At 72.0% G+C, this 12,533-nt stretch carries 12 protein-coding genes; 5 read left to right on the forward strand and 7 right to left on the reverse strand.

Translation table 11 applies throughout. The annotated features are described in order from the left end of the window. From D471_RS0101270 to D471_RS0101300, 6 genes are all read right to left on the reverse strand, one after another. Window positions 1-490 (reverse strand): iron-containing alcohol dehydrogenase (locus tag D471_RS0101270; RefSeq protein WP_017596946.1); only part of this gene is annotated, 490 nt, incomplete at its 3' end. A 5-nt stretch (window positions 491-495) separates the two neighbouring features. Further along, window positions 496-1,227 carry a phosphocholine cytidylyltransferase family protein gene (locus tag D471_RS0101280; protein WP_017596947.1) on the reverse strand — a complete coding sequence of 244 codons (732 nt, stop codon included), beginning with the start codon at window positions 1,225-1,227 and terminating at the stop codon, window positions 496-498. A gap of 34 nt (window positions 1,228-1,261) precedes the next feature. Further along, the gene (locus D471_RS0101285) at window positions 1,262-2,005 is read right to left on the reverse strand and encodes a DUF5941 domain-containing protein (protein ID WP_017596948.1); all 744 of its coding nucleotides are present in this window, start codon (window positions 2,003-2,005) and stop codon (window positions 1,262-1,264) included. Then, entirely contained in the window at window positions 2,002-2,841 is an 840-nt protein-coding gene (locus D471_RS0101290; protein WP_017596949.1) for a hypothetical protein, read from the reverse strand. The genes D471_RS0101285 and D471_RS0101290 overlap by 4 nt, the downstream gene beginning before the upstream one ends. A 208-nt stretch (window positions 2,842-3,049) precedes the next feature. Beyond that, entirely contained in the window at window positions 3,050-3,925 is an 876-nt protein-coding gene (locus tag D471_RS0101295) for an ABC transporter ATP-binding protein (protein WP_017596950.1), read from the reverse strand. After that, on the reverse strand, window positions 3,925-4,773 hold the full coding sequence (locus D471_RS0101300) for an ABC transporter permease (protein WP_017596951.1): 849 nt from the start codon (window positions 4,771-4,773) through the stop codon (window positions 3,925-3,927). Before D471_RS0101300 ends, D471_RS0101295 begins: the two co-directional genes overlap by 1 nt. A 508-nt stretch (window positions 4,774-5,281) precedes the next feature. On the opposite strand from D471_RS0101300, the gene D471_RS0101310 reads away from it, so the two are divergent. Both D471_RS0101310 and D471_RS0101315 read left to right on the forward strand, forming a co-directional pair. Further along, window positions 5,282-6,043: an IspD/TarI family cytidylyltransferase gene (locus tag D471_RS0101310; protein ID WP_026127299.1), complete on the forward strand. Its 762-nt coding sequence runs from the start codon at window positions 5,282-5,284 to the stop codon at window positions 6,041-6,043. After that, the gene (locus D471_RS0101315; RefSeq protein ID WP_017596954.1) at window positions 6,040-6,807 is read left to right on the forward strand and encodes a glycerophosphodiester phosphodiesterase; all 768 of its coding nucleotides are present in this window, start codon (window positions 6,040-6,042) and stop codon (window positions 6,805-6,807) included. The genes D471_RS0101310 and D471_RS0101315 overlap by 4 nt, the downstream gene beginning before the upstream one ends. A 63-nt stretch (window positions 6,808-6,870) precedes the next feature. On the opposite strand, the gene D471_RS0101320 is transcribed toward D471_RS0101315, so the two are convergent. Next, window positions 6,871-7,875 (reverse strand): glycosyltransferase family 2 protein, encoded by a 1,005-nt coding sequence (locus tag D471_RS0101320; RefSeq protein WP_026127300.1) that lies wholly within the window; start codon window positions 7,873-7,875, stop codon window positions 6,871-6,873. A gap of 283 nt (window positions 7,876-8,158) precedes the next feature. On the opposite strand from D471_RS0101320, the gene D471_RS0101325 reads away from it, so the two are divergent. From D471_RS0101325 to D471_RS0101340, 3 genes are all read left to right on the forward strand, one after another. Further along, the gene (locus tag D471_RS0101325; RefSeq protein WP_017596956.1) at window positions 8,159-9,661 is read left to right on the forward strand and encodes an LCP family protein; all 1,503 of its coding nucleotides are present in this window, start codon (window positions 8,159-8,161) and stop codon (window positions 9,659-9,661) included. 433 nt (window positions 9,662-10,094) lie between these two features. Next, window positions 10,095-11,426, forward strand: a complete 1,332-nt coding sequence (locus tag D471_RS0101335) for a UDP-glucose dehydrogenase family protein (RefSeq protein WP_017596958.1) — start codon at window positions 10,095-10,097, stop codon at window positions 11,424-11,426. Window positions 11,427-11,665: 239 nt separating this feature from the next. Next, complete coding sequence (locus tag D471_RS0101340) at window positions 11,666-12,424, forward strand: TNT domain-containing protein (protein ID WP_017596959.1); 759 nt, start codon at window positions 11,666-11,668, stop codon at window positions 12,422-12,424. Window positions 12,425-12,533 lie beyond the last annotated feature (109 nt).

The raw sequence follows: 12,533 nt of genomic DNA on the forward strand, positions 1-12,533 counted from the left end.
CCACGTCGCCGATACCGGAGCGGACCAGGTGCGCGGGGGCGGCCTGGACGTAGTCGACGTCGATGACCACGGCGATGGGCATGGTCACGCCGATGGACGGCTTGCCGCCCTCGTGTTCGAGGGAACTGACCGGGGAGGCGATCCCGTCGTGCGCCAGGTTGGTGGCCACGGCGACCATGGGGATGCCCGCCATGGTCGCGGCGAACTTGGTCACGTCGATGGTCTTGCCGCCGCCGATGCCCGCGACCGCCTCGTAGGCGCCCGACCGCAGCTTCTTGCCGAGATCGGTGGCGGCGTCCACGGTGCCCTCGTCGACCTGGAACACCTCGCACTGGGGCAGGTCGAGGTCAGCGGCGATGTGCGCGCCCTGCCCCGGACCGACCGCGACCGCGATGCGGCCCTCGGTGGCGATCCGACGGTCGGCGAGCACGGACCCGAGGGAGGCGATGGCCCCCCGGCGCACGTCGATCGCCAGGGGGGAGGGGAGCATTCGCGCTAGTAGCGGCACGCGATCTCCCTCGCCTTGGCCAGGTCGTCGTGGTTGTCGACCTCGACCCACTGGACGTCGCCGATCGGGGCCACGGAGATCTTCTCTCCGCGGTTGACGAGCTCCTGGTAGCCGTCCTCGTAGTACAGCTGCGGGTCGCGCTCCCAGGTGGCCTTGAGCGCGTCGGCCAGGCGGGCGTCGAGCGAACCCTCGATGAGGGTGGCGCCGATGTACTCGCCCGCGGCGGTGGCCGGGTCCATCAGCTTGGTGATGGTCTTGATGTGGCCGCCCTCGTCGAGGGTCACCTTCATCTCCTCGTCGGCCAGATTTTTCACGTTGTCCACCGCGAGGAGGAGTTCCGGACCCCGCGCGGCGAGTAGCGTTTCCTCGACACTCACGGGGTGCACCGTGTCACCGTTGACGAGGAGGACGCCCTCGGAGAAGAACTCGCGTGCGGTCCACAGGGAGTAGGCGTTGTTCCACTCCTCGGCCTTGTCGTTGTAGCTGAGGGTGATCTTGACGCCGTGGCGCTCCTCCAGCGCCTCCTTGCGCTCCTCCACGGCCTCCGCACGGTAACCGACCACCACGACGACGTCGGTGAGCCCGGCGGCGGCGAGGTTGCGCAGCGAGATGTCCATGATGGTCGTCTCGCCGTCGACGGGCACCAGGGCCTTGGGCAGGGTGTCGGTGTAGGGGCGCAGACGCCGTCCCGCGCCTGCGGCGAGAACCATTCCGAGCATGAGGGCGTGTTCCTCCTTAGTTCGGGGAGACGCCTCACGCCTCCCCGTTCGTTCCGGCGGCCGGTCGGCCCCCGTCCTCGTGGCCGGGTGGGGTCGTCCGAGGACCTCCCCGGTCCGTGTCGCCTCCGCGGGGGAACGCGTCGGCGGTCGTGCAGACCTCGGTCACGGGTGTCGCGCACCAGGAGCGCACGGCTTCGCGGACGAGCAGCACCACCAGGTATCCGGCGAGTGCCCCGTAGGCGGGTCCGAGCACGTGGAACGCGCCGCCGACCGCGATGACGAGCATCCGCCCGTCCCATCCGAGCGCCGCCCCGCGCACCCATGCGGGCCGTGCGACGCCGACGGAGGGACGTGCGACGTCGTCACGGTGGTGGCAGACGACCACCATCAAGAGTACGAACACCAGGGGACCGGGTACACCGGACGCCAGCCCCAGAACCGTCAGGTACCCGTACTCGGTGACGCGGAGGACGGGCGGCACGAGCCAGTCGAAGCGCCCGTCGTGCGGGTGCCCCGAGGCCAGACCGGACAGTAGCAGGGCAGCGACCGGTGCGAACAGGGTAATGCCTGCCAGCTGTCCCCGAACCGCCACGAGCAGTGTCGCGACGACGAGCAGTCCGGTGAGCGCCGGGAGCAGGGGTGCGACGGCCCCCGGGGCGACCCGACCGAGCAGCGCGCAGACGTGACTGTCGTCACGTAGCGCCCTCAGGTCGGGGACGGCGGCGCGCAGACGCTCGCGCGGCGCTCCGTCGGTGGCGTCCGCGAGTCGTTCGGTCACTTGCCCGCCTCCCGGGCGGTGGGGTCGACGAGTTCCCCGGTCACGGCCAGGGCGCAGCCGACGATGAGGGTGAGGAAGGCGACCCGCGCGTCCCAGGCCGTGGCCGCGACCGCGATGACCAGGAAGCGCGTGGGCTGGGTGAAGACCATGACCCGGCGGATCGCGATCGGCAGGGGCGCCCCCGCGGTGCGCGGAGGCCGGGTGTCGTGGTGTTCGGGGCCGTCGGACCGCGTGCGGTGGTCCGGGTCCTCCGTGGCGGTCGCCCGGGCGGACGCGTCGCCGAGCAGGCGCCCGGTGAGGCGCGGGTCGTTCTCCCGGGGCTCCCGGCGCGGAGGCGGCACGAGGCCGACCGTGAGCCCGCCGCGGCCGTCGGTTCCGCCGTTCGAACCCGGTGTGGAACCGTCGCCTTCGAGGGCGGCCTCCAGCCCGTGTCCGGGCGCGGCGGGCGCCGAACGGGCCACCAGGAACGCGTCCCGCAGCGCCAGGGCGATGAGCGCTCCGGCGGCCCACCCCCAGGCGCCCTGGACGCCCTCGGCGACCGCGCCGAGGGTGAGGCCGACGTAGACGACGTACTCGCGCAGCTGGCCGAGCATCGCGGCCACCCACATGGTGAGCGCGTCGCGGCGGTCGGCGCGGATGCGCGCACGGACGGCGTCGCAGAACAGCACGGCGCCGAGGAAGGCGGATCCGACGAGGCATCCGAGGGTGTCGGCCTGGGAGAACCAGACCGCCGCCGCGAGCGCCGCCAGGACGCTGATCCGTGTCACCCCGGACCGGGTGACGCTCCTGCGTTCCAACATCCGCGCGGTCGACCGCGCCACCGTGCCCTTGGCCATGGTCGTGCCTCCTCCAGCAGTACTGGGAGCCACCGTTTCTCACGGAGAGTAACCAATCAACCACTGACACGCACATAGCGCCTGTAAGACGTGGCGGGGCCCGAGCGGCCTCGTTTCGGGCATGCCCGGACAGACACGAGCGCACCACCGAAACAGGTCGGAGGTGCGCTCATCGCCGCGAAGACGGCCGTCGGGGGACGTCGGGCGGTCAGGCCGCCTGGCCGCCCGTGGGGCCTTCGCCGTCCTCGCGCCCGGCCTCGGCCGCGCGCTTCTTCTCCGCCTCGCGCTTCTTGCGCTCGGCGATCTCGACCTTGGTGTCCTCGTTGTAGGCGTCCAGGGCCGCCTCGATGTCGGTGTCCAGGGCGAGCCCGCCGCCCTTGATGTACAGGCCCCGGTTGCAGAACCTGCGCAGGTCCTTCTCACTGTGGGAGACCAGGACCATGGTGCGCTGGTTGGCCAGCATCCGGTCGATCGCCTCGTAGCACTTGCGTTTGAACGCCTTGTCGCCGACCGCGAGCACCTCGTCGACGAGCATGATCGGGTGCTCCAGCTGGGAGATCAGGGCGAAACCGAGCCGGACCTTCATCCCGCTGGAGTAGTGGCGCACCGGGGAGTCGATGAACTTCGGCTTGATCTCGGCGAAGTCGACGATCTCCTCGAAGCGCTCGTCGATCTCCTTCTCCGACATGCCGTGCAGCGAACCGACCAGATACACGTTCTCGCGACCGGTCAGGTTGTCGTTGAACCCGGCGCGCAGCTCCAGCAGCGGCGCGACCTTGCCGCGCACGTGGACCTCGCCCTCGTCGGGCATGAGCACCCCGGCGATGAGCTTGAGCAGGGTCGACTTGCCGGTGCCGTTCTTGCCGACGATGCCCACGCAGTCACCGCGGGCGACCTCGAAGGAGACGTCGCGCAGGGGCCAGAACTCGTCGCCCTCGGCGTTGGGGTCGCGCTTGGACCCGTGGATGAACATCTCACGCAGGCTGCGCTTGCGGCGCCGGTTCACGGCGAAGCTCACGCCGAGCCCCTTGGCCTCGATGACCGGTCCGCCGGTGCCCTCGGCGCCGTAGGTGGTCTGCGCCATCACAACTCCTTCAGGACGGACATCTCCAGGCGGCGGAACGTCCAGTATCCGATGATCAGCATCAGGACGGAACCCACCACCGAAGAGGTCAACGCCAGGGTGGTCGGCGTGAGTTCCTCGAACCCAGCGAACCACACCGTCCGGTGCATCTGGAAGATCCCCATCAGGGGGTTGAGCTGGAAGACCGTCGCCGCCCAACCCGGAACGTCCTCCGAGTCCAGCACCATGGCGGCGGGGAAGAGGATCGCCGACCCGTAGAAGAGCAGACGCGTGAGGATGCGCGTCAGGCGCTCCACGTCGCGCAGCAGGACGTTGACCGAGGACAGGAACAGGGTGACGCCGAGGCCGAACATGAACGTCAGCACGACCGCCAGCGGCAGCCACAGGAGCAGGCCCCCGACCGAGGGGCGCCCGCCGAGCGCGAACACGAAGACCAGCAGGACGGGCCAGGTCAGCAGGTACTCGACGAACTTGGTTCCCACCGTCGCCAGGGGGAAGATCTCCCGCGGCACCTTCATCGTGGTGATCAGCTTGGAGTGCGTGATCATCGCCCGGGGGGCCTCGCCGAGGATCTGACCGAACGTCGTCCACGGCAGGATGCCCGCGACCAGGAACAGCAGGAAACCGCCGTAGGCCCCGGCGTCGGCCGGCATTCCCCGGTTCGCCTCGAGGATGACGCCGAAGACGAAGAAGTAGACCAAGGTCATGGCCATGGGTTCCAGCATCGTCCAGGCGTACCCGAGTACGGACTGCTGGTACTTGACCTTCAGGTCGCGCCGGACCAGGAGGCCGACGACCTTCCGGTGCTCCCAGACGGCCAGCGTCCTTGACGCCACCGCCACCTCCAAGGGTTGATTCACGTCCGGGTGCCGAAGGTCTCCGGACGGGCGTGTAGGTACTCACCTGCGCGCACCGGGCCGACATTCGCGGTCCCGCCCCCACCGGCCCACGGCACGGTGGGGGCGTGTCCGAGCGAGTGGGGGATGTCGCGGACCGCGCCCGGCCTCGCGACCGTGTCAGAGATGAGGAGGTCCGGGCCGGGCACGCCATACAGGCGTCCATAGGGTACCGCCGGGAACGACGGGTCGAACCACCGGCCGGGTGCGCATCGCGGGTGTCCGGTAGGGCATGCTCGGTGGATGCTACCCGTGGCGAGCGGCGTATCCAGTGCGGCTCTCGCAAGGCCGAAGAGGGAGTAAGGGTGGGGGTCCTTTCGACTGATGAGAACGCCGCGAGAGTTGTGCTGGGGCGTCGCGCAGCAGGGTGTGTATCCGCTGAGCATGCCCTAAGGTCGGCGACTGGATTCCCCGTACGCGCTCCCCGAGTGCGCGCACGCGTCCCGAGAAAGGCGAAGAGATGTCCGCAGCTCCGCGCGTGATCGCCGCGGTCCTGGCCGGAGGGGTGGGCTCGCGCATGGGCGCGGCCACGCCCAAACAGCTGCTCCCGCTGGCGGGACGGCCCATCATCGAGCACTCGGTCGCCGCCTTCGAGGCCTGTCCCGAGGTGGACGAGATCGTCGTCCTGATGGTCGCCGAGCACGTGGGCCGGGTGGAGGACATCGTCGCCGACGCCGGGTTCACCAAGGTCAGCCGGGTACTGCCGGGCGGCGCCACCCGGACCGAGACCTCCTACGCCGCTCTGACGGCGATGGCGTCGGCCGCCGACACCGACCTGGCCCTGCTGCACGACGCGGCGCGGCCGCTGCTGCGCCCGGCCACGGTCACCGCGTGCGTGTCGGCACTGGGTGAGGCGGGCGCGGTCGGAGTGGCCGTGCCCAGCACGGACACGACCGTGCGGGTGGCCCCCGGCCGGACCGGCGGGGAGGCGATCGTGTCCGTCCCCCCGCGCGCCGAGCTGCGGCGGATGCAGACCCCGCAGGGGTTCCGGCTGGGTGTGCTCCGCCGCGCCTACGAGCTGGCGATGGCCGATCCCGGGTTGGTCGCCACCGACGACTGCGGGGTGGTGCTGCGGTATCTGCCCGAGGAGGAGGTCCGGATCGTGCCGGGTGACGAGGGCAACATCAAGGTGACCAACCCGGGCGACGTCGAGATCGCCGAGACCCTGCTGCGCCGGACCGGCGCCCGGGCCGGGAGCGCCGGCGAGGAGGCGGCGCGATGAGCGGGCTGTTCACGCCGACCGAGGTGATCGGCCACCGGGGCGCCGGGCGCGGCGTGGTCGACGAGGCCGCCGAGAACTCTCCTGCCTCCTACGCGGCGGCGGCCGGGGCCGGGGCCGACTGGGTGGAGATCGACGTGCGGCGCACGGCCGACGACGCCCTCGTCCTGTACCACGACGCGTCCCTGGCCGACGGGCGGGCGATCGTGGACCTGACCGCCGAGGAGTGCGCGCGGGCGGGGCTGGCCGGTCTCGAGGAGGGGCTGGCGGCGATCCCGTCCGGGGTGGGTGTGGACGTGGACGTCAAGTCGGTGATGGAGGACGCGGTCGACGCGCCGTCGCGCCGCACGGTGGCGCTCCTGCTCCCCCACCTGCGTCGGGAGGCCCGACGGCGCCGCGTGTTCGTGTGCTCCTTCGACCCCGGCGTCCTGCTCGCCGTGCGTGAGGGCGCTCCGGAGGTGCCGACGGCGTGGATGCCCTATGTGCGCAACCCGCTGGACCAGGCGGTGGCGGGAGCCGCGGGGATGGGCTGCCCGATCGTGGCGATCGACGCGCGCTCGCTCGGCCGGACCGGGGACGCGCCGCGGCCCGGCCGTCGTTCGGTGGCCCACACCGTCGACCTGGCGCACCGCGCCGGGCTGGAGGTGGTCTCGTGGTGCCCGGACCCGGTGGACGCGGCCCGGTTCGCCGAGGCGGGGATGGACGCCGTCGTGGTGGACGACGTGCCCGGAACGGTGTCGGCGCTCAAGGCGGCCGCGCGGGACTGACCGGGCGGGACGGGGTGAGCGCGCCCCGCATCGGAACGCCCGTGCCCCCGCCCGGCCCGGGGCTCAGGAACTCGTCGCGCGCGACGCCCGCGCGGTGCGCGAGTCGGCGCCGAGCCCGGGCGGGCTGGTGATGAACCCGACCCCCCAGGACATGTGCATCGTCGCGAGGGCCAGCGGGATCATCGGCGCGCTGGCGGCGGGCAGCCCCTTGGCGAGCGGCACCGACGCCGCCGTGACCAGGGCCAGGTAGGCGGCGGGCACGAGGAACAGCGGCCACCCGAACACGCCGCCGACCAGCCCGGCGACGATCCCCGCCACCGCGACGGGCGGGGCGAGGTAGCGCAGGTTGATCGTGCCCTTGTGCTGGCGGGCGACCACGCGCCGCCAGCGCCCGTAGTGGAAGTACTGCTTGGCCAACAGGCGCACGTTGCGCCTGGGGCGGTAGGAGACCCGCATGCGCGGCTGGAACCACACCGTTCCGCCGCTGACGCGGATGCGGTGGTTCATCTCCCAGTCCTGGGCGCGCAGGAACGCCTCGTCGTAGCCGCCGACCCGGTCGAGCGCCGACCGCTGGAAGACGCCCAGGTAGACGGTGTCCGCCGGACCGCCCTCGCCCCCGGTGTGGAAGCGCGCGTTGCCCACACCCACCTTGGAGGTCATCGCCGCCGCGACGGCCCTCTCCCACGGCGTGGTCCCCTCCGCGGCCATGATTCCGCCGACGTTGTCCGCCCCCGTCTCCCGCAACGTCTCCACGGCCACCCGCAGGTAGTCCGACGGCATCATCGCGTGCCCGTCGATACGGGCCACGATGTCGTGGCTGGAGGCGCCGATGGCGGCGTTGAGCCCGGCCGGGGTCCTCCCCGTGGGGTTGTCCACCACCTTGACCCGGGGGTCGGCGGCGGCGATCCCGTCGGCGACCTCGCGGGTGCGGTCGGCGGAGGGACCCACGCCCAGCACGACCTCGAGTTCTCCCGGGTACTCCTGGGCGAGGACGTGCTCCACCGCGGCGGCGAGGTGGCGCTCTTCGTTGAGGACGGGCATGACGACGGAGACTGGCGGCCAGGACACGGGCACTTCCCAAGGTCAAGACGTGTCGGGACTGGGGGTACGCGCGTCAACGGTACTGCACGCCCGGGGTCCGCTCCGCCGACCGCTTCCGGGGCCCGCAGGACCGGCCGCCGCGCCCGGAGGTTTCGGCCCGTTCATTCCGCCGTGAACGGTTCCCGCCCCGGCCGCGTCACACCCAAACGGGAGAACAACACGCCGGGGGTTGACATCCCGCGCCCTTCGGCGGATCGGGTGACAACCTAAGGATGATGGACACCGCTGCACGGGTGGGACGGGGACACCGATGAGCGACGACAACGCCGGTCGGCAGGGACCGCCGAAGGAGTTCCGGCGCAAGCGTTCCCAACCGCTCCCGCCCGACCAGCGCCGTTCGCCCCGGTCCGGCCGGGTGACGGTGCCCCCGGCCGCCGTGCGCCGCCGCCGGACCGGTCTGATGGTCATGGGGGCGCTGTCGACGCTGGTCCTGTTGGCCTCCGGCACGTCGTGGGCGATCACGGGGTGGATGTCCGGGGCGCTCAACCGCTTCGACGTGTTCGGAGCGCTCTCCGAGGACGGCCGTCCCCAAAGCGGCTCCGGCGGGCTCACCTTCCTGGTGATCGGTTCCGACGCGCGCGGGGAGATGAGCCGGGAGAACCAGGACGCGCTGAGCGTGGGCTCCGCGCCGGGCCGCCGGTCCGACGTCATCATGCTGGTGCGCGTCAACGACGACCGCGACCGCGTCAGCGTGGTCGGCATCCCCCGCGACTCGTGGGTCGACATCCCCGGCGAGGGCGAGGACAAGATCAACGCCGCCTACGCCTACGGGGGGCCGACGATGACCGTCCGGACCGTGGAGGCCCTGACGGACGTGCGCGTCGACCACTACGTCGAAGTGGACTTCGAGGGCTTCGTGGACGTGGTGGACGCCCTCGGCGGCATCGAGGTGTGCCTGCCCGAGGCGATCGACGACCCCAAGGCCCACCTGGACATGGCGGCGGGCACGCACGAGGTCGACGGCGCCGAGGCGCTGGCCTTCGCCCGTACCCGCGCCACCGCGCGCGGCGACCTGGACCGGATCGACCGCCAACAGCAGGTGCTGTCCGCCATGCTCGACCGGGCGATGAGCACCGAGACCCTCACCGACCCCGCGCGTCTGGCCGCGTTCCTGGAGAGCGCGCTGTCGTCGGTCACCGTCGACGAGGGGCTGGACGGGAGCTCGCTCAACGAGCTGGCGTACCAGTTGCGCGACCTGGACCTGGAGGAGGTCACGTTCACCCAGGTGCCCATCGCCGACATGAACCACTGGACTCCGCGCGGGGACGTCGCACTGCTGTGGGACGAGCCCGCGGCGCGCGACCTGTTCGCCGACGTCCGTGCCGACCGTCCCATCCGCGAGGGGGAACCGTCCGCGGACGCCTCCCCCGAACCGCCGGACCCGTCCGACATCCGGATCAGCGTGTTCAACGGGACCGCCACCCCGGGCCTGGGCGCGCGGACGGACCGCAACCTCGGCCAGGTCGGGTTCGACGTCATCACCCCGGCGGCCAACTGGGACCGCCGCGACCTGGCCACCACGCAGATCCGCCACGCCCCCGGGGACGAGGACGAGGCGGAGTTCGTCTCCGGGGTCTTCCCCGGTTCGGAACTGGTGGAGGACCGTGCCCTGGAGGACGAGGTCCAGGTCGTCCTCGGCTTCAACTACACGACGTTCAACGCCCCCGAGCTCCCGGAGCCCACACCGGAGGAGACGTCGGCGGAGGACGGTCCGCTGGCCACGACGACCGCCCGGGAGAACATCTGCGGGTGAGCCCCGAAGGAAGGTGACCCGTGCTCCGCCGTGTCCGCCGCGACGGCGTCGACGGCGTTCGCTGGGAGGGCGACGGCGCGAAGCCCGGCCGGGAGGGCCCGCGGGGCACCCGAGGCCCGCTGTGACCGACACCATCGGGGCGGAGCTGCGGGCCCTCGACGACGACGGCCGCTGACGCCTTCCTCGTCCGGCCCGGCGGACCACCGAACCCGACCCGGTGCATATCGCCCGCTTCGCACCGGTAACCTGTGCGCCTGACTGTTCACGCCCTGTTGGGGCACACGCCACACCCCGGCGCGTAGGGTGATGCGACCCCAATGCAGCACCCGTCGGTCCCAATGTCCGTTTTCTGCCCCCACCCGGGGTGCTGACCACATCAAACGGGCACAACCAGCACACGAGCGCGAACGGCAAGCACGGAAGGACTCCACCAGTGGTCGAAGCGGAACGAATGCGCGTCTCGGTCATCGGCACCGGCTACCTCGGCGCCACGACGGCGGCCTGTCTCTCGGAGATGGGCTTCGAGGTTCTCGGACTCGACGTCGACGAGGCCAAGATCGACCTGCTCCGCTCCGGTCGCGTCCCCTTCTACGAGCCCGGGCTCGACGAGCTGCTCACCGCGAACCTGCGGACCGGTCGACTGTCCTTCACGACCTCCTACGCCGAGGCCGCCGAGTTCGCCGACCTCCACCTCATCTGCGTGGGCACGCCCCAGCGCGACGACTCGGGGGCGGCCGACCTCACCTACGTCCACTCCGCGATCGACCGGCTCGCCCCCCACCTGACCCGCCCCACGGTGGTCGTCGGCCGCTCCACCGTTCCCGTCGGCACCGCCGCGACCCTCACCGCCCGCCTGCGCGAGCTCGCCCCGGTCGGCGAGGAGGCCGAGCTCGGCTGGAGCCCGGAGTTCCTGCGGGAGGGCTTCGGCGTGGAGGACACGCTGCGGCCCAACCGGATCGTGATCGGCACCGACTCCCCGCGCGTGGAGAAGGCCGTCCGCGAACTGTGGCGGCAACAGGTCGACGACGGCGTCCCCTTCCTGGTGACCGACCTCCAGACCGCCGAGCTGGTCAAGGTGTCGGCCAACGCCTTCCTGGCCACGAAGATCTCCTTCATCAACGCCATGGCCGAGGTGTCCGAGGCGGCCGGCGCCGACGTCATCCAGCTGGCCGAGGCGCTCTCCCACGACGACCGCATCGGCGGCAAGTTCCTCGGCCCGGGCCTCGGCTTCGGCGGTGGCTGCCTGCCCAAGGACATCCGCGCGTTCATGGCGCGCGCCGACGAGCTCGGCGTGGAGCCCGCCCTGTCCTTCCTGCGCGAGGTGGACGCGATCAACCAGCGCCGCCGGGCACGGACGATCGACATCGCGCGGCAGCTCATCGGCGACGGTTTCGCCGGGCGTACGGTGACGGTCCTGGGCGCCGCGTTCAAACCCAACTCCGACGACATCCGCGACTCGCCCGCCCTGGACGTGGCCTCGACCATCGCCTCGCTGGGCGCACAGGTGACGGTGTACGACCCCGCCGCGCTGGACCGGGCCCGCGAGGCCCACCCGGAGCTGCGGTACGCCCCCTCGATGCTGGAGGCGGCGCGCGGCGCCGACGTGGTCCTGCTGCTCACGGAGTGGGCGGAGTTCCGCGAGGCCAACCCGGACGAGCTGGCCGAGGTGGTGGCCGCCAAGCGGATCGTGGACGGCCGCAACGCGCTCGACCCGACCTACTGGCGCGCCTCGGGATGGACCTACCGGGCCCTCGGGCGCCAGTAGCCCACCCGCCCCCGTCACCCCGGTCGACGCCTGACAGCACCCCCTTCCCCCTCCCCGCCTTTTCCGGGCACCCCTTCATCGAGGCGCCGCGACCGGCCGGTCCCATCGGATCAGCCGGTCGTTCTCCTCCTTTTCCGTGCGTTCCTCCTCCCGCCGGGATCCCCCGTGGTTCACTACTTTCCGTAGTGTTTCCGTGACGTCCGGCGCTGCCTGGGCGTCCGAGCATCGAACGGAGCCCGATGGTGAAGATCGCACCGGTGGTCGGCACGGCCGTCGCCCTCCTCCTGGTCGGGGCGCCCGCCGCCCACGGGGAGACCGCTCCGGAGCGGCCCGCGCCGGCGGCCGCACGGGAGTGTCCGCCGCTCGACCCGCCGCCCGCTCCCGGGGACCTGGAGACGTACGTGTGCGGCGACCGCCGCCTGGGGCCGGCGGAGCTGCCCGGGCAGGGGCCGGTCGCCGTCCTGGTCGAGGGGTACGCACCGCTCGGCGGCCTGTCCCCCGTCGAGTTCCTGGACCGGTGGTGGGTGGAGGACCAGGTGGACCCGGAGACCGGCGAGACCTGGAGCGGCTGGGACTACCCCGAGCACAACGGCTTCGTGGTGGTGGACGGCGAACCGGTCAACGAGCTCCGGACACTCGAACCCGGGGCGATGCTCGACCGCTTCGGCTCCCCGTGGGGCACGTTCATGGCCCCGGCGGGTGACCCGTACCAGGCGCGTGCCCTGCCGCCGGACTCCCTCAACACCTGGCCGGACGGCCCCGAGCACAACTACAACTGCTACGCGGTCACGACCGGGATCACCGCCCTGGTGGGACCGATCGCCCCGCACTTCGAGCAGCCCGGTGGCGGTGAACAGCTGCTCGTGCCCGCCGAGGAGATCCCGGAGAGGGACGGCGACGGGTTCGTTGCGGTGAACGAACTGCTGGAGTGGGACTACCTGGAGCGACGCCCGGCCGAGGAGTGCGTGCCGAACGACCGGTACTACCTGGCGGGCTGACCCCGTACGGGCGGGGTGCGCCGGGGCCTCAGGCCCCGCGCGACTCCCGCCCGCCCGCCTCGGCCGCGACGACCGGGGACCGCGCCTCCTCGCCGATCCCGGCGGGCAG

The organism is Nocardiopsis lucentensis DSM 44048, assembly GCF_000341125.1.
Lineage (GTDB): Bacteria > Actinomycetota > Actinomycetes > Streptosporangiales > Streptosporangiaceae > Nocardiopsis > Nocardiopsis lucentensis.

What these genes read in the sequence shown, in the direction of transcription:
- D471_RS0101280 (WP_017596947.1), bottom strand. Translation starts at nt 1,227, where the DNA reads ATGCTCGGAATGGTTCTCGCCGCAGGCGCGGGACGGCGTCTGCGCCCC.
- D471_RS0101290 (WP_017596949.1), bottom strand. Translation starts at nt 2,841, where the DNA reads ATGGCCAAGGGCACGGTGGCGCGGTCGACCGCGCGGATGTTGGAACGC.
- D471_RS0101295 (WP_017596950.1), bottom strand. Translation starts at nt 3,925, where the DNA reads ATGGCGCAGACCACCTACGGCGCCGAGGGCACCGGCGGACCGGTCATC.
- D471_RS0101310 (WP_026127299.1), top strand. Translation starts at nt 5,282, where the DNA reads ATGTCCGCAGCTCCGCGCGTGATCGCCGCGGTCCTGGCCGGAGGGGTG.
- D471_RS0101315 (WP_017596954.1), top strand. Translation starts at nt 6,040, where the DNA reads ATGAGCGGGCTGTTCACGCCGACCGAGGTGATCGGCCACCGGGGCGCC.
- D471_RS0101325 (WP_017596956.1), top strand. Translation starts at nt 8,159, where the DNA reads ATGAGCGACGACAACGCCGGTCGGCAGGGACCGCCGAAGGAGTTCCGG.
- D471_RS0101340 (WP_017596959.1), top strand. Translation starts at nt 11,666, where the DNA reads ATGGTGAAGATCGCACCGGTGGTCGGCACGGCCGTCGCCCTCCTCCTG.